We start from the raw sequence: 23581 nt of genomic DNA on the forward strand, positions 1-23581 counted from the left end.
TTTCGTTATGCATCCCGCGTGAGCTGGCGATAAAAGCTGCCGTTTGATGCGCGTTACGCCTACGCCGGGAACACCCCGGTCGAAAGATAACGATCGCCACGGTCGCACACGACAAACACGATGGTCGCGTTCTCGACTTCATGCGCCAGATTCAAGGCGATGTGGCAGGCGCCAGCGGCTGAAATACCGCAGAAGATGCCCTCTTCCGCGGCCAGACGGCGCGCCATGATCTCCGAATCCGCCTGCGTTACCGAGATCGTGCGATCCACGCGTGCGCGGTCGAAAATCTTCGGCAGATAGGCTTCCGGCCACTTCCGAATCCCCGGAATGCGCGAACCTTCGGCCGGTTCCGCGCCAATGATCTGCACCGCTTCGCTCTGCTCTTTCAGGTACTGCGACACGCCCATGATCGTACCGGTCGTGCCCATCGCGGAGACGAAATGCGTGACGCGCCCTTCGGTATCGCGCCAGATTTCCGGACCGGTCGTTTCGTAGTGCGCGCGCGGATTGTCCGGGTTGGCGAACTGATCGAGGATGGTGCCACGCCCGTCGCGCTGCATCTGCTCTGCGAGGTCGCGCGCGTATTCCATGCCGCCCTTGACCGGCGTGAGGATGATTTCGGCGCCATACGCCCCCATGCTCTGGCGACGCTCGATGGAGAGGTCTTCCGGCATGATGAGGACCATTTTGTAGCCGCGAATAGCGGCCGCCATGGCCAGCGCGATGCCAGTGTTGCCCGAGGTAGCTTCGATGAGGGTGTCGCCCGGTTTGATACGGCCGCGCAATTCTGCGTGCTTGATCATCGACAGCGCAGGACGGTCTTTCACCGAACCCGCCGGGTTGTTGCCCTCGAGCTTGCCGAGAATCACGTTGTTTCGGCGGCGAATGTCGTCGTCGGGCAAACGCACCAGTTGCACCAGCGGCGTATTGCCGATGGTGTCTTCGATAGTCTTATAGGCCATTGCGCTAAGCTTTTTCGGTCGGGAATTGAAACATTCTAATCCACCGGCCACCACCGCGCTCAGGGTAGGGCTACGGCCGGACATCTCACCCACGAATATCCGGCCGCCCTGCGGACCTCAGGACTTCGGCGCGCTAGCCGGCGACGGCGCCTTGGCCTTCTTCGACTTGGACGGTTTGGCCGACGCAGAATCGGTGGCGGTCGCCGCCGCAGGTGCCGACTCCGCTGCCGACGCCGCTGCCGGGGCCGCATCTGCCTTGGCCGACTTGGCGGTCTTGGCATCCTTCGACTTCTTGGACTTGGACGCCTTCGCCTCCGGCGCACCGGCGGCCGATGCCGCCGCCGGAACCGGCGTACCCGGTTTGGCCGGCGTGGCCGTCATGCCGGGCGAGGCAGGCTTCATGGTCTGACCTGCGGCCGGCGTGGGCGTCGGGGTCTTCTGGGTGGCCGTGGCCGGCACGGGTGCCGGTGCTGCCGGTGTCGGCGCTGCCGTCACGGGCTTCGTCGTGGTCGCAGGTGTTGCGGGGGACTGAGTGACCTGTGGTGTCGGCTTGGCCGCTGCCGGTGCCGCGGGCGCCTGCGCAGCCGGAGCGGCGGCCGGCGGAGCCTTTGCCGACGGTGCCGGGGCAGCCGGGGTGGCGGCGCCCTGCCCGTTAATCGTCATGCCTTCGGACTGGAGCGTGGAGACGGACTTGGCGCCCAGTCCCTTCACACGTTTGGCCACGTCGGCCGCGTCCTTGTAAGGGCCGTGGGCGTTGCGCTCGTCAATGATGGCCTTGGACTTGACCGGTCCAATCCCCTTGAGCGTTTCAAGCTGAGCCTGGTCGGCGGTATTAATGTCGACAGCGGCCATCGCCAGGCCGCAGAGGGTGAAAAAGGCAACAACCGCCAGCAACAGTTTGCGAAGCATGATGTGTTCCTTATAAGGTCACTCGGGCCAATATCGTGGATACCCCCGATATCCCCTTAACGCCCTAGCGCGTCTGCGGATGACATCGGGCACGATTTAAAGCAAAAACGGGGAGCCGTCTGACTCCCCGTCTGTCGCCTGTCCGGCGGCGCGCAGCACTTGGACGCTTACTGCGCGAGCAGCCAGCGCACGTAACGCGACACCCCTTCGCCCACCGTATAGAACGGCTGCTGATAGCCGCCAGCCTGACGCAGATGGTCGATGTTCGCCTGCGTAAAGCACTGATACTTGCCGCGCAGCGCCTCTGGAAACGGAATGTACTCCACCAGCCCCTGCTTGACCAGTTCATCGAGCGTGAGAGGTGCTTCGCCAGCTTCCGCACGTAGCGTGTTGATCACGGCAACGGCGATGTCGTTGAACGGCTGCGCACGGCCCGAGCCCAGATTGAAAATGCCGCTCCGCTCCGGGTGATCGAAGAAGTGCAGGTTGACCTTGACCACGTCTTCCACCGACACGAAGTCGCGGCTTTGCGTGCCGGCTGCATAGCCGTTGTACTCGCCGAAGAGCTTCACGCGGCCATTGGCGCGGAATTCGTTGAAATTGTGATACGCAACCGACGCCATGCGTCCTTTGTGCGCCTCACGCGGACCATACACGTTGAAGTAGCGGAAACCGGCCACCTGACTCGGCAGCTTGCCGCCCGCATCGCGCATGGCGCGGCGCACGATCTGGTCGAACAGGAACTTCGAGTAGCCGTAGACATTCAGCGGCTTTTCGTACTCGCGGGTTTCCACAAACGTTTCCGATGCACCATACGTTGCCGCCGACGACGCGTAGAGGAAGGGCACGGTTTGCGTCTGACAGGCTTCGAACAACGCACGCGTGTAACGGAAGTTGTTCTCCATCATGTAGCGGCCATCCGTTTCCATCGTGTCGGAGCAGGCGCCCTCATGGAAAATCGCGCGAACGCGGCCAAACTCACGACGCTGGAAACGCGCAACGAAATCGGTCTTGTCGAGGTAATCGCTGATTTCGCAATCGACCAGATTGCGGAATTTGTCGGCACGCGTGAGATTGTCGACCGCCACGATGTCGGTCTCGCCGCGCTCGTTGAGGGCTTTGACGAGGTTCGCCCCGATGAAGCCGGCCGCGCCGGTCACGATGATGGTCATGTCAGTTCGGAGAAGAGTTCGTTGTAGTCCACAGTCGCCGTGCCCAGCTTGCCCACGACGATACTGCCCGCGCGGTTCGCGAGCACCACGGCCTGCGCCAGTGGCAGGCCGGCGGAGAGCGATGCCGCCAGTGTTGCGATGACGGTATCGCCCGCACCCGAGACGTCATACACCTCGCGTGCCTGCGCCGGCACGTGCAGCGCGCCGTTCTCGGTGAAGAGCGTCATGCCTTCTTCCGAGCGCGTAAGCAGTAGCGCTTCGAGGTTGAGCGACTCGCGCAGGTTCTGCGCGCGTGCCGTGAGGTCCTCTTCCGAGCGCCATTCGCCGACGACCTGCTGCAATTCCGCCCGGTTCGGGGTCAGGATCGTAGCACCGCGATAGCGTTCGTAGTCACTGCCCTTCGGGTCGACGAGGACCGCCTTGCCCGCCGAACGTGCAGCGTCGATCATCGGCTGCACATGCGTCAGACCGCCCTTCGCGTAATCCGAGAGCAGCACCACGTCGTAGCTGGCGAGCAGTTGACGATACTGGTCGAGTACTGCCAGCAGCACCTCGCGCGCCGGTTGATTCTCGAAATCGATGCGCAGCAGTTGCTGCTGACGCGACACGATGCGCAGCTTGATCGTGGTCGCGAGATCCGCGTCGCGTGTCACAAAGGCCTTGACACCGCTCGCGTCGAGCATGTCGACGACACGCCCGGCCGGTTCGTCTTCACCCAGCACGCACAGCAAACCGGCCTGCGCGCCCAGCGATGTAGCATTGAGCGCCACGTTGGCCGCGCCGCCCAAACGCTCCTCATTGCGCTTGACGTGCACGACTGGCACCGGCGCTTCAGGTGAAATGCGATTGACGTCGCCAAACCAGTACCGATCAAGCATCACGTCGCCAACGATCAGCACACGCGCGCGGCTGAAAGCCTCGCGGGGTACCGTGGGCACGCCCGGCGCCTGGACCGTACGTGTGAGCGGAGTTGCCGTCGAAGTCATTCGTCGCTCCAGTGGGCTCAAGCGGGCTTGTGCAAATCACGGCCAATGGCGTGGTACTCGATGCCGAGTTCCTGCATGGCCTCCGGATCGTACAGATTACGACCGTCGAAAATCAGTGGTAGCGACAACGCCGTCTTCACCTTCGCGAAGTCCGGGCTGCGGAAGGCCTTCCACTCCGTGACGATGACGAGCGCGTCAGCCCCCGTCAGGGTGTCGTTTTGGGTCGCGCAAAATTCGATACGCGCATGCGCGGCGACATCGTCTGCAAAGTCCAGCGCAATCACGCGACGTGCCTCGTCGAGCGCAACCGGATCGTAGGCACGCACACGCGCCCCACGTCGCACCAGTTCCTCAATGACGCGACGGCTGGGCGCCTCGCGCATGTCGTCCGTATTCGGTTTGAACGCCAACCCCCACAGCGCGAAGGTCTTGCCCGAGAGGTCGTCACCGAGGCGCTTGATGATCTTCTCGATCAGCACCGTCTTCTGCGTTTCATTGACGGCCTCCACGGCGTTCAGAATCCGCAGCGGCAAGCCATAGTCCTCGGCGGTGCGCACAAGCGCCTGCACATCCTTCGGGAAGCACGAGCCGCCATAACCGCAACCGGCGTAGAGGAAGTGATAGCCAATACGCGGATCCGAACCGATGCCCTGACGCACGTCTTCGATATCCACGCCCACGCGATCGGCCAGATTGGCCAACTCATTCATGAACGAAATACGGGTGGCCAGCATGGCGTTCGCCGCGTACTTGGTGAACTCGGCCGAGCGCACATCCATATACAGGGTGCGTTCGTGATTGCGGTTGAACGGCGAGTACAGGCGCTTCATCATCGCGCGGGCCTGCTGGCCGTCGGCGTCGTCGCTCACACCGATCACGATACGATCCGGACGCATGAAATCGTCCACGGCCGCACCTTCCTTCAGGAATTCGGGATTCGAGACCACGGAGAATCGAACGTCCTCCCCTCGCTTCGCGAGTTCCTCGGCCACGGCCGCACGCACCTTGTCGGCGGTGCCCACCGGCACCGTCGATTTGTCGACGATCACCTTGAAGCTCTTGGCGTAACGGCCGATGTTGCGCGCAGCCGCCACGACGTATTGCAGATCGGCTGAGCCATCTTCGTCGGGGGGGGTGCCTACGGCGATGAACTGCACATCGCCGTGCGCCACAGACGCTTCGATGTCCGTCGAAAACTGTAGTCGGCCGGCTTCCCGATTACGCGCAATGATTTCCTGCAGGCCGGGTTCGTGGATCGGCACGCCGCCGTTGTTCAGAATATCGATCTTGCGCGGATCGACGTCGAGACAGAACACGTCGTTGCCGACGTCCGCGAGGCAAGCGCCCGTAACGAGGCCGACGTATCCGGAGCCGATGATGGTGACTTTCATGATTGCGCGAACTTAAAGAAATTAGGAGGCCGCGGGCACGTCGGCACGGCGCGGCGTATAGGTCTCCCAGCCGTTACAGCCGGGGCATTGCCAGTAGAACAGTCGCGCTCGGAAGCCGCACTGATCGCAGACGTAGCGCGGCAACGACTTGGTGCGTTGCGTAATGAGCTTGCCCATGAGTTGCAGGTCGGACTGCGTGTCACCGGCGGCGGTCGCAGCATGCGCTTCCAGCAAGCGGGTCATGCCAAGTGCGCTCGGGGCACGATGCATCTGTTCTCGCATCAGCTTGAGCGCCGCTTCCGGCCCTTCCAGGGCCACCGTCTTCTCGTAGACGATCTCAAGCAGATCGTCCGACGGATTCTTGCGCAGCCCGTCGCGCAGCACGGCGAGCCCTTCCGGCGCACGGTCCAGGGCCTCGTACGCCCGCATCAGACGCTTGGCCGCAAGCCCAAGATATACCGGATTCTGTTGTTCGATGGTGCTAAGCACCTTCAATGCGCCCTGCGCGTCGCCTGCGGCAAGCAGCATATCGCCGCGCAGCAACGGTGCACGCACGTTTGCGGGGTTGACCTCGAGCGCGGCATCCAATTCTTGCGTCACCGCCCCGGCGTCCTTGCGTTGCAGCGCTTCCTGCGCCAATTCGCAGTGAAACTGCGCGATCTCCTTGCGGTACGACACTGCCGGATCGAGATCGCTCAGTGTCTCGGCCTCGGTCAGCGCCTTGCGCCACTCCTTCTCGATCTGATAGATCGTGAGCTTCGCATGTTGCGCGGCCTTGGCGTACGCGCCGGTATGCAGACGGCCGAACGCCTCTTCGGCACGATCGAGCAACCCGGCCTTGAGGAAGTCGTGGCCCAGCTCATAGAGCGCATGTTCCTGATCGGCTTGCGGCAGATCATCGCGAGACAGGAGATTCTGATGCACACGAATGGCGCGCTCCGTTTCGCCTCGACGGCGAAACAGACTCCCGAGCGCGAAGTGCAGTTCGGTGGTTTCCGGGTCGAGCTTCGCGACTTCGATGAAGGCGTCGATCGCCTTGTCGGGCTGCTCGTTGAGCAGGAAGTTCAGACCGCGAAAATAGGACGCCGGCAGATTGCGGCTCTCGGAAAGCAAGCTGCGCAGATCCAGGCGTGCGGCTACCCAGCCGCAGCCAAAAATCACGGGGATGGCTAATAGCCACCAGACCTCGAATTCCATGAATGCGTGTTGTCGTTGATACAGTCGATGAGGATGGCGAGAGTCGTGCGCCGCGCCGCCGTCGCCTTAGACTGGCGGCAGCATCGGCGGTTGATCGCTTGCCTCGGGGTCCCGCTGCGCACGCGCCAGATCGCGTCGCGTACGACGCAGTTCCAGGCGTTGGCGCATCAGGCTCGGCAAAGTGGCGAGTACACCGATCACGCCGCCGACCACGAAAAAGGCCAGGCCGATCATGATGAGCGGCGCTGTCCACGTATGGCCCAGGAACAGGTTCAACGTGACCTCGCCCGTGTTGGCGAGCGCAAGGCACAACAGCACCACGAACACGATGAGACGAACGATCCAAACAATCAGCTTCATGCCGAAAGGCTCCTGCGGCAGGCTTGCCGTATGTTTTGCAACTTGAGCGGCCTCACATGGACGGTATCGACACCGTCGATGCGCAGGGCCGGCACGTGGGCGTATTGTACCGGATGTGCTCTGTGAGGCGTCGTTACTGCAGCGCGCTTCACATTTCCGTCAATTGTGTGCACTCGCGCCCGACAGACGCAAAAAAAGCGCCCGAAGGCGCTTTTTTTGCGTAGTAGATCCCAAAGGGCCTTATTGGTCCGACGCCTTGTGATCAACCCGCTCTCGCAACTCCTTGCCCGGCTTGAAGTGCGGCACGAATTTCTCCGGCACCAACACTTTCTCGCCCGACTTCGGGTTGCGGCCGACGCGCGGTGGCCGACGGTTGAGCCCAAAACTACCGAAACCACGGATCTCGATTCGATGACCGCGCGCAAGCGCGTCAGCCATCGCGTCGAGAATTGTCTTCACCGCGAAATCGGCATCCTTGAGCACCAACTGGGGAAACCGCGCCGCCAACTGGTTGACCAATTCAGACTTGGTCATAGGCCTTGGACCTTACTGATTCTGACTGTCCAGCTTGGCTTTGAGCAGGGCACCGAGGTTCGTGGTACCGCTCGCTGCCGAGCTGTCGGTCGACAGCTTGCTCATCGCTTCTTGCTGTTCAGCCGAATCCTTAGCCTTGATCGACAGGTTGATGTTGCGCGACTTGCGATCGATGTTGACGATCATTGCATTGACGGCTTCACCTTCCTTGAGCACGTTACGGGCGTCTTCCACACGGTCGTGCGAGATTTCCGATGCGCGCAGGTAGCCTTCAACGTCATCACCCAGCGACACGACAGCACCCTTCGGATCGACAGCCTTGATGGTGCCGTCAACGATCGAACCCTTGTCGTGGATTGCCACGAAGGTGTTGAACGGATCGCCTTCGAGCTGCTTGATACCCAGCGAAATGCGTTCCTTCTCGACGTCGATGCCCAGAACCACGGCTTCGACTTCGTCGCCCTTCTTGTACTTGCGAACGGCTTCTTCGCCAGCTTCGCTCCACGACAGGTCCGACAAGTGGACCAGGCCGTCGATGCCGCCCGGCAGACCGATGAACACGCCGAAGTCGGTGATCGACTTGATTGCGCCCTTGATCTTGTCGCCCTTCTTGAAGTTGCGCGAGAAGTCATCCCACGGGTTCGGCTTGCACTGCTTCATGCCGAGGCTGATACGACGACGGTCTTCGTCGATCTCGAGCACCATGACTTCGACTTCGTCGCCCAGCTGGACAACCTTGGTCGGAGCAACGTTCTTGTTGGTCCAGTCCATTTCCGACACGTGAACCAGGCCTTCGATGCCCGATTCCACTTCGACGAATGCGCCGTAGTCGGTGATATTGGTGACCTTGCCGAACAGGCGGGTGCCTTGCGGGTAACGGCGAGCAATGCCTTCCCACGGATCTTCGCCGAGTTGCTTGACGCCCAGCGAGACACGGCCCTTCTCTTGATCGAACTTGAGGATCTTGGCGGTGACTTCCTGGCCAACCGACAGAACTTCGCTCGGGTGACGCACACGACGCCATGCGATGTCGGTGATGTGCAGCAGGCCATCGATACCGCCCAGGTCGACGAACGCACCGTAATCGGTGATGTTCTTGACCACGCCCTTGACGATCGCGCCTTCCTTGAGCGTTTCGAGCAGCTTGGCGCGCTCTTCACCCTGGGTGGCTTCGATCACGGCACGGCGCGACAGCACAACGTTGTTGCGCTTGCGGTCGAGCTTGATAACCTTGAATTCGAGGGTCTTGCCTTCGTACGGGGTCGTGTCCTTGACCGGACGGGTGTCAACCAGCGAACCCGGCAGGAATGCACGGATGCCGTTGACCATCACGGTCAGGCCGCCCTTGACCTTGCCGGTAATCGTACCGGTCACGAGGTCGCCCGACTCGAGGGCCTTCTCCAGTTGCAGCCACGAGGCCAGACGCTTGGCCTTGTCGCGCGACAGCACGGTGTCGCCGTAGCCGTTTTCCAGGGCGTCGATCGCCACGGAAACAAAGTCGCCGGCCTGAACTTCGACCTCGCCCTGATCATTCAGGAATTCTTCGATGGGGATATACGCTTCGGACTTGAGCCCGGCGTTGACGACCACGAAGTTGTGGTCAACCCGCACGACTTCAGCGCTGATGACTTCACCAGCACGCATGTCTTGGCGGGAGAGCGACTCTTCGAAAAGCGCCGCGAAAGATTCGTTGGTCGAGGTTTGCAGGTCGGACATAAATGTGGATTACGCCGCTGACGTCCGTCTCCCGAGGGGGCTGACGATGACGAACAACGGTTGGGTTAAAGGTTAGACAAAGCCACGCCGGATGACTGCATGAAACATCCGGTCAGGCGCCTTGCGGGTACTGCACTTGCGCGAACCATTCGAGCACCTGAGCCACCGCCTGATCGACGTTGAGCCCCGATGTGTCGAGTACCCGCGCACCCTCCGCCGGCCTTAGCGGCGCTTCGGCACGGGTACGATCCCGCGCATCACGCGCCTCAAGATCCAGCATGAGACTGTCTATGTTAGCAGAAAAACCTTTTTCTATCAATTGCTTATACCGCCTCTCGGCACGGGCCTGTGGCGAGGCCGTCAAAAACACCTTCAATTCGGCTTCCGGGAAGATCACCGTGCCCATGTCGCGGCCGTCCGCGACAAGGCCAGGCGCGGTCTTGAAACCGCGCTGGAGCGCCATCAACGCCTGCCGCACCGCCTTGTGCACGGCAATGCTCGACGCCCGGTTGCCAATAGCCTCGGCCCGGATCGCATCGGTCACGTCTTCGCCAGCCAGCCAGATGCGCTGATCCCTGAAACGGACGTCGAGCGTTTCGGCAAGCACCGACAACGCGCCCACGTCGTCCGGATCGATCCCGTGACGCGCACTCGCCAGCGCCGTCAGCCGGTAGAGCGCCCCACTGTCGAGATAGTGAAAGCCCAGTGCGTCGGCGACACGGTGCGCCACCGTGCCCTTGCCGGATGCCGTCGGACCGTCCACCGTAATGACCGGAATCGAGTCGTCTACTACCGTCAAATCTGGCATTCCTTAGTCTCTGTCAATCCAACACATTGAAAAATAAAACCCCCATCCAAATAATAATGATTATCATTTAGATGTAAGCGCCACCGGCGCCACCTGAAGACGTGACTGCCATGCAAAGCCGCGATTATCCTCTACCCGGCCCCGAATGGGCGCCGCCGCCCGCCTCGCAAAGCCATACGCCGCGCAGAGCGCAGCGGTGGATGGGGTTCGCGGGTGCGGGCACCCTCATTGCTGTTGGGTATATGGATCCGGGCAATTGGGCCACGGCAATCGCCGGGGGCGCCCGTTACGGATACACGCTGCTGTGCGTCGTGCTGCTCTCGAGCGTGATGGCGCTGTTGCTGCAATGGCTGGCGGCACGCGTTGGCCTGATCACCGGACGCGATCTCGCGCAGCTCTCACGTACCCAGTATAGCCGCCGGACTTCGCTGGCGCTGTGGGTCCTTTGCGAGATTGCCATCATCGCCTGCGATCTCGCCGAGATCATCGGAAGCGCCGTCGCACTGCAACTCCTGTTCGGCCTCTCCCTGCCGGTGGGTGTATTGCTCGCAGGCATGCTCGCTTTCGCCATGCTCGGGCTCCAGGGTTTCGGACAACGCCGGCTCGAAGGCGCCGTTGCAGCGCTGATCCTGCTCACTGCGGGCTGTTTCGCCGCGCAGCTCGCGCTGGCTAACCCGGATTGGAGCGCCGCGGCCGCCGGCCTGCGGCCGCGCAGTGAAATCGTGGCACAAGCGGGCATGCTCTAGCTGGCGACCGGCATTCTCGGCGCCACAGTCATGCCCCACAACCTGTACCTTCACTCAGCCCTGTTGCGCATGCGCGGCGAGTCGATGCCCGAGCGCACTCCGGCGACCCTCCGGCGCGCGCTGCGCACGACGCACTGGGACACGACACTATCGCTCGGTTTCGCCTTCCTGATCAACGCTGCACTGCTGATTCTCGCGGCTGCGGTGTTCCACGCGAGCGGAAACACGTCGGTGGAATCGCTAGGCGATGCACACAAGTTGCTTGCCCCTCTGCTCGGCAACCAATGGGCCGGGCTAATGTTTGCTGTCGCGCTTCTCGCCTGCGGTCTGAACTCGACGGTCACCGCCACACTGGCGGGACAGGTCACAATGGAGGGTTTTCTCAATCTGCGGATGAAGCCATGGCAACGTGCGCTCATCACGCGTGCCCTGGCGCTCGTACCTGCCCTACTGATCGTTGGACACGGCGGCGAAGCCCAGACAACAAACCTTTTGATCTTCAGTCAGGTTGTGCTGAGCCTGCAATTGCCGTTTGTAGTGATCCCCCTGGTCCGTTTCGCCGGCAATGCGAAACTCATGGGGGAATGGCGAGTGCGCGGAACCTTGCAGGTGGTCGCCTGGGTCATTGCAGGTGCCATCGTCGCGCTGAACGGCATTCTGCTCTGGCAGACATTGACCGGACAGGGGTGACGACGCAGCCTGCGCCGGATCAACGCTAACGCACCGGACATGCGGCAAAACACCGAGCGAAAGTTACCGCGGGTGAAATACCGTGGAGTCATTCGAATTTCGGATAGTTTGCCCCTACGATGCGTCAGCCCGAACTCGTGAACTGCACTAAGACGCGACCCGAACGAACTCAGCGAAATATGTCGGGAATGTCTTGGCAACGCAGTTAGGATCGTTGATCGTGACCGGGACGCCCCCCAGGCTGACAAGCGAAAAGCACATCGCCATACGATGATCGTCGTAAGTATCGATCGCCGCGTTCGGCGTGAGCGAAGCCGGTGGCGTGACGCGTAGATAATCCGCCCCCTCCTCCACCGTCGCCCCGACCTTGCGCAATTCAATCGCCATGGCAGCCAGACGGTCCGTCTCCTTAACACGCCAGCTCGCCACATTACGCAGCGTCGTCGTGCCGTCGGCGAAGAGTGCGGCGACCGCAATGGTCATTGCCGCGTCGGGAATGTGATTGAAGTCCATGTCGACGGCACGCAGCTTGCCGCTCGGCGTGTCGATGCCATGCACCTCGATGGCGTCGTCGTGCAGCGTGACGCGCGCACCCATTGCCTCGAGCGCATCCACGAAACGTACGTCCCCCTGAATACTGTCGCGGCCAACGCCCTCCACGCGCATCGGACCACCACCGATCGCACCGGCGGCAAGGAAATAAGACGCAGACGAAGCATCGCCCTCGACTCGGATTTCGCCCGGGCTCCGATATTTCGCGCCATCCACATCTGCGGCTGGCAGTGTGAAGCGCGACCAGCCATCCTGTCGCACGTCAATGCCGAAGCGCCGCAGCAGTCGCAGCGTAATGTCGATATACGGCTTGGAAATCAATTCCCCCTCGACTTCGACCACAATCTCGCCGGTCGCCGACGGAAGCAGCGGCAACGTGAGCAGCAGCGCCGTCAGGAACTGACTCGATACGTCGCCACGCACGCGAATCGGCGTAGCCGGCGCCGCCACGTCGGCCGGCTTGATATGCAACGGCGGGTAACCAGCGTTGCCGAGATAGTCGATCTGCGCGCCGAGCTGACGCAATCCGTCGACCAGATCGCCGATCGGTCGCTCATGCATACGTGCCACACCGGAGACTTCGTAGTCACCATGGCTCAACGACAACGCGGCGGTCAACGGGCGAATTGCCGTGCCAGCGTTGCCCATGAACAGCTTGGCAGTCTTCACCGGGAACACGCCGCCGCAGCCCTCGACGATGAAATCGCGCGAGTCGCCAACCTGCGTGCACTTCACACCAAGTACCGCTAACGCGTCGAGCATCACCTGCGTGTCATCCGAAGCCAGCAGATCGCGCACGCGCGTGGTGCCCCGCGACAGGGCGGCGAGCAGCAGCACGCGGTTCGAGATACTTTTCGAGCCGGGCAGTTGCAGCGTGCCTTCGGCATGGCCGTAGGGGCCGAGATCGAGCGTTTCCATTACTTTTCCTGTTGCTTGGCCCAATCCGTTCGCGCCTGACTGGTGCGAGCGAACACGGCTTCCAGACCGGCGCCATCGCCGGCATCGATCAATTCACGCAGCCTACCGAGTGTGGCGAGGTAGCCATCGAGTTCGGCGAGCAATGCCTCGCGATTGGCCACACAGATATCGCGCCACATTTCTGGATTCGATGCGGCAATACGCGTGAAATCGCGAAAACCGCCACCGGCAAAACCCAATTTCAAGGCAGCATCGGGGGCTTCGAGAATCTGTGCGATGAGCGCATACGACAATACATGCGGCAAGTGACTCACCGATGCGAAAACGCGATCATGTTGCGTCTCGGACATTTCCGAGACACGCGCGCCGGTCGCTTCCCACATCGCGCGCACACGAGCGACATCTTCACTGCGATTGCCCGCTTGCGGACAAAGCACCACGCGCCGGTCGAGATACAAATCGGCCTTCGCTGCGTCGACACCCGACAACTCCGCGCCGGCAATCGGATGCCCCGGCACGAAACGCCAAACTTCGTCGCTCAACGCCACCTTCGCGGCGGCGACAGCATCGGTCTTCGTGCTACCCGCATCGGTCACGATCGTCTGACCACCAAGATACGGACGAATCGCCGCAAGCAAGGCTGGCGTCTGCGCGACGGGCGCCGCGAGCACGACCACGTCGGCGCCGGTCATCGCATCGGCCATCGACACGGCAGCGCGATCGATCACGCCGAGTTCGCAGGCCCGCGCGAGCGACGCTTCGCTACGCCCGACACCCACAACTTCCTTGACCACGCCTGCCACCTTAAGCGCGCGCGCCAGCGAACCGCCGATCAGCCCGACACCGCAGATGACGAGTTTATTCAGACTCATGATGGATGGCCTGCCGCTCGTTACGCGGAGCGCGGGTACGACCCGAGCACCTTGCAGTAGGCCGCATTCTGACGAAGCACGTCGAGCGCCCTGGCGACGTTAGGATCGTCGCGATGCCCTTCGAAGTCGACGTAGAAGTAGTACTCCCACGCGCCGCTCTTGGCTGGGCGCGATTCGAAACGCGTCATTGACACGCCATTGCTCGCGAGCGGTTCCAGCAATGCCACCACGGCACCGGCACGGTTCGGCACGGAGAGAATCAGCGACGTCTGATCGTGACCGCTCGGTGCCGGGTCTTGCGTACCGATCACAACGAAACGCGTACGGTTGTGCGGATCGTCCTGCACATGTGAAAACGCGATTTGCAGTCCGTACTGGGTAGCTGCCGAATCACCTGCGATAGCGGCGATCGTGGGGTCGGCCGACGCCAGGCGCGCCGCCTCGGCATTGCTCGATACGGCTTGTCGCTCCAGTTGCGGGAAATGTGCCGTCAACCAGTGCTGGCATTGCGCAAGCGACTGAGCGTGCGAGCATATCCGGGTCACGTCATCAAGCGTGCCGGATTGCGACATCAAATTATGATGAATCGGCAGGGCCACTTCACCGCCGATCGTCAGCGGGCTCTGCAGTAGCAGATCAAGCGTACGCGAGACCACCCCCTCGGTCGAGTTCTCGACCGGCACCACGCCGAAGTCCGCGCTGCCCGCCTCGACGGCACGAAACACTTCGTCGAGCGACGGGCACGGCAAGCCCTTCACGCTCTGACCGAAGTACGCGAAGGCTGCCTGTTCGCTGTAAGTTCCTGCCGGGCCAAGATAGGCAACCGTCATGACCTTCTCGAGCGCGCGACTGGCCGACATGATTTCGCGCCAGATCGCCGCCAGATTGTCGCCATACAACGGGCCGTCATTGGCTTGTTGCAAACGGGAAATCACTTGCAACTCGCGCTCGGGCCGGAACACCGGCGCTCCGAAGCGCTTCTTGACCTCGCCCACTTCCAGGGCGATGGCCGCACGTTGATTGAGCAGCTTCAAAAGCTGCGCGTCGATAGCATCGATTTTCTCGCGCAAAGGGCGCAGCGATGCGTTCAGATCGTCATCCATGGAGCTTATTGTCTTCTTACGATGGGACATGGTCAGGCATCTCGCGGCGCGATGTCTCCAAGGACATCGGAAGATTCCATTCGCGCCGGCCGTTCGCCCTCGTCAGCCGCGGCTGCGCTCGAATTCGCGCAGATAGTCGACCAGCGCCTCGACACCTGCAAGCGGCATCGCGTTGTAGATCGAGGCACGCATACCCCCCACGGACTTGTGGCCCTTGAGTTGCAGCAGACCGCGCTCGCGAGCGCCGGCCAGGAATGCTTCGTTCAATGCGTCGTCGTGCAGGAAAAACGGCACGTTCATACGCGACCGGCAATCCTTCTCCACCGATGTCCGGTAAAAATCGCTGCCGTCCAGATAGCCGTACAGTAGCTGGGCTTTGGCTTTGTTCTGCGCGTCCATGGCCGCCAGACCGCCCTGACGCTTGAGCCATTGGAATACGAGACCCGCAATGTAAATCGCGTAAGTCGGCGGCGTATTGAACATCGAATCGTTTTCGGCAACGATCTTCCAATCGAACGCGCTGGGCGTGATTGGCAACGAACGGCCGAGCAAGTCATCGCGCACGATCACGAGCGTGAGCCCCGATGGGCCAATATTCTTCTGCGCGCCGCCATACATCACGCCGAACTTCGACACGTCCATCGGGCGCGAGAGGATGTGCGACGAGACATCGGCCACGAGCGGCGTGTTCGGCAAACCAGCCGTCGCCAGATCGGGGGTCCAGAAATACTCGACGCCGTGGATGGTCTCGTTCGTGCAGATGTGCACGTACGCCGGATCCTTCGACAGTTGCCATTCGTCCACCTTCGGCAACCGCGTAAATTTGTCGGACTCGGTATTCGCAGCGATGTTGACGTCGCAATACTTGCGCGCCTCCTTCTGCGACTTGACCGACCACGAGCCCGTGACGACGTAATCCGCCGTCTGACGCTCACCTGCCCGTGCGCCGCCCAGCAAGTTCATCGGGATGATGGCGTTCTCCGCCAGCGCCCCGCCTTGCATGAACAAGATACGGTAGTTGTCGGGCACGGCCAGCAGTTCGCGCAGGTCAGCCTGCGCCTGCGCCAGAATGCTCATGAACTCGCGACCGCGATGGCTCATCTCCATCACGCCCATGCCGGCCCCATGCCAATCGAGCATTTCCTCAGCGGCCTGTGCAAGCACCTCGGCAGGCAGCGCCGCCGGTCCGGCGGAAAAATTGAAAGCGCGCGTCATTATCGTTTTGCAGCAGTAAAAGTGAAACGCAAGCCGGCGGAGACTGGCCCGTGCGGCTTGCGTTTCACATCTGGCGTTCCTTCGGTGGCGCGGCAGCGGCAGAGGTCAACTATACCGCCAGATGACCAACGCGTGCGGATGTGCTCCGCAATTCCGGTGCAGGACGACTGCATTCCGGAAAATTCCGAGCACAACCTGCCGATTCGTCCCACCAATGCAAAATGGCCGCTTGCGATCACTCGCAAACGGCCATTATCGGTCAATCCCAGAGGGACCGGCCGAAATTTACTTCTTCGCAGGTGCCTTCGGTGCCGACTTGGCTGCCGCAGCGATCTCTGCGTCAGCTTGCTTGCTGGTCGCGTCGATCGATTGCGGCATGTACTTCTGCATCAGGCCGCCAACCACTTCCTGGCCAACCTGATCCTGCACCTTGATGTACTTCTGGCCGACCGGGCTCTTATAGAACGCCGTCAGACCCTTGATTTCGTCGGTGGTGTAGTACTTGCCATAAGCGCTGTACTGCGCCTGCACCGCGTCGTTCTTAAAGGCGTCGCTCGTGAAGACCTTGCCAGCGCCGTCCACCAGCTTCTGCACGGAGTTCTGCTCCAGCGTCGGCACGATCGACTGCTTCTGCGCGTCGCTCAACGTCTTGTTCTGAACCAGTTGGCGCTCCAGCACTTGCGGGGCCATTTGCTTGGCCTGCGCTGCGGCACCTTCGCCAATGGCGGCGACGAGCTTGTTCGCGTCGATGGCGTCGAGCAGTTCCTTGATGGCTGCCTTCTTGTCGGCGTCGAGCGGTGCGCTCTGCTGGGCCATTGCCATTGCCGGTGCTGCGAGCAGCAGCCACATCCACTTCTTGACGTTGCGTTGCATAGTAATAGTCACTCCAAAGTTCGTCGGCTGTCGACGACGATAAATAGATGCATCCTCGCCTGGGCACTTCACTGCATCGGGCCAGATTCTACTGACTTTTCGGGGCAATGCACCCGTAGATTACATCGAGTTACGTCAGTATTACTCCGTGACATCCGTTTCCGGCGTCTCATCGTCGCCCTGCACGTCGCCATTCTCGACAACTTCGGCGTCGGACTCAACGATGCGTTGCAGGCCTGAGAGCGTCGTGCCTTCATCCAGGCTGATCAGCGTCACCCCTTGCGTGGCCCGGCCCATTTCGCGAATTTCTGAAACACGCGTACGGATCAGCACCCCGCCAGTCGTGATCAGCATGATCTCGTCATCCGGCTCAACCAGCGTCGCCGCGACCACCCGGCCGTTGCGCTCGCTCGTCTGGATCGCAATCATACCCTTAGTGCCACGGCCATGGCGCGTATATTCGGTGATCGAAGTGCGCTTGCCGTAGCCATTTTCGGTGGCCGTAAGCACCGACTGCTGTTCGTTCTCGGCGACCAGCAGCGCGATGACCGTTTGACCGTCTTCGAGCTGCATGCCGCGAACGCCGCGTGCCTCACGTCCCATCGGGCGCACATCGTTTTCGTCGAAACGCACCGCCTTGCCGCTGTCCGAGAACAACATGACGTCGTGCGCACCGTCGGTGATGGCCGCGCCGATCAGCACATCGCCATCATCGAGGTTGACCGCGATGATGCCCTTCTTGAGCGGACGGCTGAAAGCCGCGAGCGGCGTCTTCTTGACCGTTCCCAAGCTCGTTGCCATGAACACGAAGCGATCTTCGGTGTACTCCTTGACCGGCAGTACCACGTTGATCTTCTCACCGTCCTGCAACGGGAACATATTGACGATCGGACGACCGCGCGAGTTCCGCGAACCCTGCGGCACCTCATAAACCTTGATCCAGTACACACGGCCACGGTTCGAGAAGCAGAGGATCGTGTCGTGCGTATTCGCAATGAACAACGTGTCGATCCAGTCGTCGTCCTTCGTGGCCGCCGCCTGCTTGCCGCGTCCGCCACGCTTCTGGGCGCGATACTCGGACAACGGCATCGACTTGATATAGCCCGAGTGCGACAGCGTCACGACCATGTCCTGCGGGGTAATCAGATCTTCCGTGTCGAGTTCGGTAGCATTGTGTTCGATAGTCGAGCGGCGAGCATCGCCGAACTCTGCGCGCACGGCCGTCAGCTCTTCACTGATGATGGCCGTCACACGTGCCGGACGCGCCAGAATGTCGAGCAGGTCGGCGATCTGCGCCATCACTTCCTTGTACTCGGAGACGATCTTGTCCTGTTCCAGACCGGTCAGGCGTTGCAGACGCATCTGCAGGATTTCCTGCGCCTGCGTCTCCGACAGGCGGTACATGCCGTCCGCCTGCATGCCGACTGCGGGGTCGAGCCCCTCCGGACGGAAGGCTTCACGCCCCCCCTGCGACTCGGTCTCTGCCCGCGACAACATGTCGCGTACCACCGACGAATCCCATGCCTTCTCCATCAACGCAGCCTTCGCGATCGGGGGCGTCGGAGCGGCCTTGATAATCGCGATGAAGTCGTCGATGTTAGCGAGCGCTACCGCCAGACCTTCGAGCACGTGGCCGCGCTCGCGAGCACGGCGCAGCTCATAGACCGTGCGGCGAGTAATCACTTCGCGACGATGCGAGAGGAAATGCACCAGCATTTCGCGCAGGTTCAGCAGTTTGGGCTGGCCGTCGACCAGCGCCACCATATTCATGCCGAACGTGTCTTGCAGTTGCGTGTGCTTATAGAGATTGTTGAGAACGACCTCAGGTACTTCGCCACGCTTGAGTTCGATCACGACGCGCATACCGCTCTTGTCGGACTCGTCACGAATATCGGAGATACCCTCAAGACGCTTCTCGTTGACCAGTTCGGCGATCCGCTCGAGCAGTGAGCGCTTGTTCACCTGATACGGCAACTCGTCGACGATGATCGCCACGCGCTGACCGCGATCGATATCTTCGAAGTGAGTCTTCGCTCGCATCACCACACGGCCACGGCCGGTGCGATAGCCTTCACGCACACCGGAAATGCCGTAGATGATGCCGGCGGTCGGGAAGTCCGGCGCCGGAATGATCTCGATCAGCTCGTCGACGGTGGCATCCGGGTTCTGCAGCACATGCAGACAGGCATCGACAACTTCGTTCAGGTTATGAGGCGGGATGTTCGTCGCCATGCCGACCGCAATCCCCGATGAACCGTTGAGCAGCAGGTTCGGGATACGGGCCGGCAGGATCAGCGGTTCCTTTTCGCTGCCATCGTAGTTCGGACCGAAGTCGACGGTCTCCTTGTCGATGTCAGCGAGCAGTTCGTGGCCGATCTTGGCCATGCGCACTTCGGTGTATCGCATTGCAGCGGCGTTATCGCCGTCGACCGACCCGAAATTGCCTTGGCCGTCGACCAGCATATAGCGCAGCGAAAACGGCTGGGCCATACGAACGATGGTGTGGTATACAGAGGCGTCGCCGTGCGGGTGGTATTTACCGATGACATCACCGACGATACGTGCCGATTTCTTGTACGCCCGGTTCCAGTCGTTGTTCAACTCGTGCATGGCGAACAGTGCGCGGCGATGAACTGGCTTCAGGCCGTCACGCACGTCCGGCAAAGCGCGGCCGACGATCACGCTCATGGCGTAATCGAGATACGACCGCCGCATTTCTTCTTCGAGCGAAATCGGGAGAGTTTCTTTGGCGAACTGATCCATTATTCGTGTCTATCAAGCCCTAATCGCGATAGGCGGCTGCCGGCGATATGATCTTCGGATTCTAACATGCCCGTCATAGGCATCCGAAACGAGCGTGATGCAATGCACAAGACATGTCTGGCACGCCAAAATGTCAGGCAACGATATGAAATGAAACGGTTGGCGAGGGCCCTCAAAAGGTGTTGCGCTCAAACCACAACTGCGCCACGACGGGCGGCAAACTTGGGGTTTTGCTCACGTCTGGCGGGAGCGCTATGGCAAAATGCCGTGGCATAAGTTAGACATTATTCGAAGTGCATGGGTCATGCTTTCGCGCACTTGCCGATGTTATACTTCGAGCGATGTAAGACTTTGGTTCCGTCGTCTAGGCTCGCAGTAAACCTGCGGTAATCTCATTTCGAGAGGAGAAATATGAATAAATTCGCTAAGCTCGCGATCGTTGCAGCTACCGCAGTGATGGCTGCTTCGGCTATGGCCCAAAACTACGTCCAGACCGCTCCGGGCCCGATTGCGGCCTCGAAGCAAGCAGTCAACGACAACTGGGTGAACGGCAGCGGCGAGTGGGTTTGGAAGAACGGCTCGGACGAACTCTGCTGGCGCGATGCCTACTGGACCCCGGCCACGGCCAATGCCAAGTGCGATGGCTCGATCATCGCTCAGGCCCCGGCACCGGCACCGACCCCGGTCGCTCCGGTGGCTCCGGTCTCGCAGAAGGTGACCTATCAGGCTGACGCCCTGTTCGATTTCGACAAGGCTATCCTGAAGCCGGAAGGCAAGGCCAAGCTGGACGACCTGGCTGGCAAGGTTCAGGCTCTGAACCTCGAAGTCGTGGTTGCCACGGGCTACACCGACCGCATCGGTTCGGACAAGTACAACGACCGCCTGTCGCTGCGTCGTGCTCAAGCTGTGAAGGCCTACCTGGTCAGCAAGGGCGTCGAAGCTAACCGCGTGTACACGGAAGGCAAGGGCAAGCGTAACCCGGTGACGACTGGTTGCAACCAGAAGAACCGCGGTCAGCTGATCAAGTGCCTGGCACCGGATCGTCGCGTGGAAGTCGAAGTCGTCGGCACGAACAAGTAATACGGTTCGCCGACTACGAAAAAACCCCGCCTCGGCGGGGTTTTTTTTCGTCCATCGTTCTCCGTCATGCGCCGCTTTTTCGTCCGTCACCCAAGCGAACCCGCGACGAACGGCGGAAAACCCGCCCTCAGGCCTCGCTGCCCAACTGCGGATACTGACGCTTCACCATAAACGACATCAGCGCCTTGACCGGGCGGTCACGCCACCACGACCCGGTCTCCAGCGGCTTGAACATCATTCGCGTGGCCGCCTCGACCGGCATGTACTGCTTCATCACGTCGCCCGACATGGCCAGGAAGGCCTCCCAGGTCATTGTTTCGAACGGCGGCGGCGAACGCCAGAAGTGATTGAGCGGTTCGAATGCGAACGCAATGTCCTCGTCGCGCACCAACTCACTGCGCGCCACCATGGTGCGCAACCGGCTGATGACGCCATGCTGCTCCACAGCGTTATACCTATCGAAGGTCTTGCGGAAATAGCGATAGTGGCCGACCTCCTCGTTACTCAGCTTACGCATCATCTGCTTGAGCTCCTCGACCGGCATGTACGACTCGAGGCAGCGGTAGATCATCGCCGTCTGCGTCTCCGTAACGCAGCGTGACAGCGCCTCCAGCGCCAGCGACGGCCGCATGTACTGAACCTCGCAACGCGGCTTGTAACGGGCCAGAAAAGCGTCATAGGCATTCGGCCAGTCGAACTCGGGCCAAACGCGTGCGATATAGTCCTTGGCGAGGCGCCCGTGTTCGACCTCCTCGGGCAGCCAGGTATCGCGCAGCCACGTTCTCATCTCGTCGTCGTCGCCATACATCTGATTGAGGGTGGAGACGAACTCCGGGACGCTGGTCTCGATGAACGACACCGTGGCAAGAGAATAGAAGATGAACGCATTGGTTCGGACAGACGGCTCTGCTGCCATGACACACTCTCCTATCGGCATAGGGAATTGAACATGTTTCGCTCAAGCACGTAAGTGCGACGGGCGCGAACGGAAGGCTGACGAACGCGTTGTGCACTGCAACTTCCAGCCTCCGCATCATGGTTCCATACACCACGTTAAACGTCACACGAAGGTCACGAAGGCATAGTATAGGATTTGGCAAAATATCGCAGCGCGGCAAACAATCGATTACAAACGCGTCACCTTCGAGGGCGTTTGAGCGATGTTTGTTGCTGTTGCACCCACTTAAACTCCGAAACGTCATGACGCAACGTTACTGGTTGATGAAGTCCGAACCCGAGGAGGCGAGCATCGACGATCTCGCCAGCGCCAGCCATCAGACCCTTCCGTGGACCGGTGTGCGCAACTATCAGGCGCGCAATTTCATGCGCGACAACATGCAAGTGGGCGACGGTGTGCTCTTCTACCATTCAAGCTGTGCGGCACCCGGTATCGCCGGCCTCGCGACGGTTGCCTCGACGCCCTATCCCGATCCCACCCAGTTTGACCCGAAAAGTCCGTACTTCGATCCCAAGTCGACGCCGGAATCGCCGCGTTGGTTGCTGGTCGACGTCAAACTCGATCGCAAAACACGGCTCGTGCCTCTCACCGAAATGCGCCAGACACCCGAGCTGGACGGCATGCTCGTTCTGGCACGCGGTAACCGCCTGTCGATCACCCCAGTCTCGCCTGAGCATTGGAAGTTCATCACCAAGCACTTACTTAAAGCTTAGAGGAACTCGCTGAACGCCAGGAAAACCGACCGGGAACCAAAATTGCTGCGATAGCGTCTGTATAACGTTGCCGGCAAACGCATAGTGCGCACCCACTTATCGTCTCATCGAGCTAAGAGGGCTGCCGCGAAGGCGGTGCCGGCAATCGGTCAAACGTTCGTCGGTAAGATGCGAACTAACATTCGAAAAAGGACAAAACTATGCGCAAATCTCTCGCTGCTGCTCTTCTGATTGCCACCGCCGCCAATGCAGCCTACGCCCAGTCGGGTGACGACGCGAACCGTCAGGTTTCGGGCGTGTTGGGTCTTGAAGCGCACGCCACGAAGGAAGTCGAACAGGACACCGTGCACATCACGATGTCTGCCCAGGAGCAGGGGCCGGATGCGGCCACCGTGTCGCGCAACCTCACGCAAAAGGCCAATAGCGCGATGTCCGTCGCCAAGGGGCAGAGCGGCGTGCAGGTGCAGACGGGCAACGTCTCGCTCTACCCGACGACCAATCGGGACGGCAAGATCACGGCATGGCGCGGCCGCACCGAGTTGCAGATGACGTCGAGAGATTTCGGCGCGGCGTCGCGACTCGCGAGCCAGATCTCGAATCAGATGCAAATGGACGGCGTGTCGTTCTCGCTCTCGCGTGAAGCACAGGAGAAGACTCAGGCCGAGCTGACCAACCAGGCCATTCAGGCGTTCCGCGATCAGGCGCAGAACAACACGAAGGCCTTCGGCTACAGCAGCTATACGATCCGTCAGGTGCAGGTCGGCTCGAATGCTCCGATGATGCCGCGTCCGTACGCGATGAAGGCTATGGCCATGAGCGCCGACGCCGCTGCCGCGCCGCCGATGCAACTCGAAGGCGGCAAGACACAAGTGACCGTGACGGTTTCGGGCACCGTGCAAATGAAGTAAGTCGGGCCGGGTTGCCGGCCGCTTGACGCTAGCACGCGCCGGTCAGGCCATGCCAACAAAATGCCGCCCCAACGAGGGCGGCATTTTCATGTCGGCGGCACATTGCCGCGTTGCCGCGTTGCCACTTGCGACAACGTGACGCAGCGACGTTAACA

General features: G+C 61.1%; 20 protein-coding genes and 1 pseudogene. 4 read left to right on the top strand and 17 right to left on the bottom strand.

The window, feature by feature from the left end; genetic code table 11:
* Nucleotides 1–59: 59 nt before the first annotated feature.
* From cysM to cmk, 10 genes are all read right to left on the bottom strand, one after another.
* Nucleotides 60–962: a cysteine synthase CysM gene (gene cysM / locus AT395_RS18880; protein WP_042115062.1), complete on the bottom strand. Its 903-nt coding sequence runs from the start codon at nucleotides 960–962 to the stop codon at nucleotides 60–62.
* 117 nt (nucleotides 963–1079) lie between these two features.
* Complete coding sequence (locus tag AT395_RS18885; RefSeq protein WP_048628986.1) at nucleotides 1080–1871, bottom strand: ComEA family DNA-binding protein; 792 nt, start codon at nucleotides 1869–1871, stop codon at nucleotides 1080–1082.
* Between the two features lie 167 nt (nucleotides 1872–2038).
* The gene (gene rfaD / locus AT395_RS18890) at nucleotides 2039–3043 is read right to left on the bottom strand and encodes an ADP-glyceromanno-heptose 6-epimerase (RefSeq protein WP_042115058.1); all 1005 of its coding nucleotides are present in this window, start codon (nucleotides 3041–3043) and stop codon (nucleotides 2039–2041) included.
* Nucleotides 3040–4029, bottom strand: a complete 990-nt coding sequence (gene rfaE1 / locus AT395_RS18895; protein WP_052765538.1) for a D-glycero-beta-D-manno-heptose-7-phosphate kinase — start codon at nucleotides 4027–4029, stop codon at nucleotides 3040–3042. Before rfaE1 ends, rfaD begins: the two co-directional genes overlap by 4 nt.
* 17 nt (nucleotides 4030–4046) lie before the next feature.
* Complete coding sequence (locus tag AT395_RS18900) at nucleotides 4047–5420, bottom strand: UDP-glucose dehydrogenase family protein (RefSeq protein WP_042115057.1); 1374 nt, start codon at nucleotides 5418–5420, stop codon at nucleotides 4047–4049.
* A 21-nt stretch (nucleotides 5421–5441) separates the two neighbouring features.
* The gene (gene lapB, locus AT395_RS18905; protein ID WP_042115055.1) at nucleotides 5442–6617 is read right to left on the bottom strand and encodes a lipopolysaccharide assembly protein LapB; all 1176 of its coding nucleotides are present in this window, start codon (nucleotides 6615–6617) and stop codon (nucleotides 5442–5444) included.
* 66 nt (nucleotides 6618–6683) lie between these two features.
* Nucleotides 6684–6977, bottom strand: a complete 294-nt coding sequence (locus AT395_RS18910) for a LapA family protein (RefSeq protein WP_042115054.1) — start codon at nucleotides 6975–6977, stop codon at nucleotides 6684–6686.
* A 240-nt stretch (nucleotides 6978–7217) separates the two neighbouring features.
* Nucleotides 7218–7511, bottom strand: coding sequence for an integration host factor subunit beta (locus AT395_RS18915; RefSeq protein ID WP_010804341.1), 294 nt, complete (start codon nucleotides 7509–7511; stop codon nucleotides 7218–7220).
* A gap of 12 nt (nucleotides 7512–7523) precedes the next feature.
* On the bottom strand, nucleotides 7524–9227 hold the full coding sequence (rpsA, locus tag AT395_RS18920) for a 30S ribosomal protein S1 (protein ID WP_042115053.1): 1704 nt from the start codon (nucleotides 9225–9227) through the stop codon (nucleotides 7524–7526).
* Nucleotides 9228–9339: 112 nt separating this feature from the next.
* Complete coding sequence (cmk, locus tag AT395_RS18925) at nucleotides 9340–10035, bottom strand: (d)CMP kinase (RefSeq protein ID WP_216359990.1); 696 nt, start codon at nucleotides 10033–10035, stop codon at nucleotides 9340–9342.
* A 110-nt stretch (nucleotides 10036–10145) separates the two neighbouring features.
* Here cmk and AT395_RS18930 point away from each other — a divergent pair.
* A pseudogene (locus tag AT395_RS18930) lies at nucleotides 10146–11471 on the top strand (Nramp family divalent metal transporter).
* A gap of 147 nt (nucleotides 11472–11618) precedes the next feature.
* Here the strand turns inward: AT395_RS18930 and aroA are convergent.
* The 6 genes from aroA to gyrA form a co-directional block, all read right to left on the bottom strand.
* A complete protein-coding gene (gene aroA, locus AT395_RS18935) occupies nucleotides 11619–12941 on the bottom strand; it encodes a 3-phosphoshikimate 1-carboxyvinyltransferase (RefSeq protein ID WP_042115047.1) in 1323 nt (440 codons plus the stop codon).
* Entirely contained in the window at nucleotides 12941–13813 is an 873-nt protein-coding gene (locus AT395_RS18940) for a prephenate dehydrogenase (RefSeq protein ID WP_048628985.1), read from the bottom strand. The genes aroA and AT395_RS18940 overlap by 1 nt, the downstream gene beginning before the upstream one ends.
* Nucleotides 13814–13833: 20 nt before the next feature.
* Complete coding sequence (pheA, locus tag AT395_RS18945) at nucleotides 13834–14916, bottom strand: prephenate dehydratase (protein WP_042115045.1); 1083 nt, start codon at nucleotides 14914–14916, stop codon at nucleotides 13834–13836.
* A 102-nt stretch (nucleotides 14917–15018) separates the two neighbouring features.
* Nucleotides 15019–16131 carry a 3-phosphoserine/phosphohydroxythreonine transaminase gene (serC, locus tag AT395_RS18950; protein ID WP_048628984.1) on the bottom strand — a complete coding sequence of 371 codons (1113 nt, stop codon included), beginning with the start codon at nucleotides 16129–16131 and terminating at the stop codon, nucleotides 15019–15021.
* Nucleotides 16132–16416: 285 nt separating this feature from the next.
* The gene (locus AT395_RS18955; RefSeq protein WP_042115043.1) at nucleotides 16417–17004 is read right to left on the bottom strand and encodes a DUF2059 domain-containing protein; all 588 of its coding nucleotides are present in this window, start codon (nucleotides 17002–17004) and stop codon (nucleotides 16417–16419) included.
* Between the two features lie 141 nt (nucleotides 17005–17145).
* On the bottom strand, nucleotides 17146–19767 hold the full coding sequence (gene gyrA, locus AT395_RS18960) for a DNA gyrase subunit A (protein ID WP_048628983.1): 2622 nt from the start codon (nucleotides 19765–19767) through the stop codon (nucleotides 17146–17148).
* 411 nt (nucleotides 19768–20178) lie between these two features.
* On the opposite strand from gyrA, the gene ompA reads away from it, so the two are divergent.
* The gene (gene ompA / locus AT395_RS18965) at nucleotides 20179–20847 is read left to right on the top strand and encodes an outer membrane protein OmpA (protein ID WP_048628982.1); all 669 of its coding nucleotides are present in this window, start codon (nucleotides 20179–20181) and stop codon (nucleotides 20845–20847) included.
* 127 nt (nucleotides 20848–20974) lie between these two features.
* On the opposite strand, the gene AT395_RS18970 is transcribed toward ompA, so the two are convergent.
* Nucleotides 20975–21763: a hypothetical protein gene (locus tag AT395_RS18970; protein WP_048628981.1), complete on the bottom strand. Its 789-nt coding sequence runs from the start codon at nucleotides 21761–21763 to the stop codon at nucleotides 20975–20977.
* Between the two features lie 284 nt (nucleotides 21764–22047).
* Between AT395_RS18970 and AT395_RS18975 the strand changes: the two genes are divergently transcribed.
* The gene (locus AT395_RS18975) at nucleotides 22048–22518 is read left to right on the top strand and encodes an EVE domain-containing protein (RefSeq protein WP_048628980.1); all 471 of its coding nucleotides are present in this window, start codon (nucleotides 22048–22050) and stop codon (nucleotides 22516–22518) included.
* 200 nt (nucleotides 22519–22718) lie between these two features.
* Nucleotides 22719–23426, top strand: coding sequence for an SIMPL domain-containing protein (locus tag AT395_RS18980; protein ID WP_042115037.1), 708 nt, complete (start codon nucleotides 22719–22721; stop codon nucleotides 23424–23426).
* Nucleotides 23427–23581: the final 155 nt, after the last annotated feature.

It is taken from the genome of Pandoraea apista (assembly GCF_001465595.2).
GTDB lineage: Bacteria > Pseudomonadota > Gammaproteobacteria > Burkholderiales > Burkholderiaceae > Pandoraea > Pandoraea apista.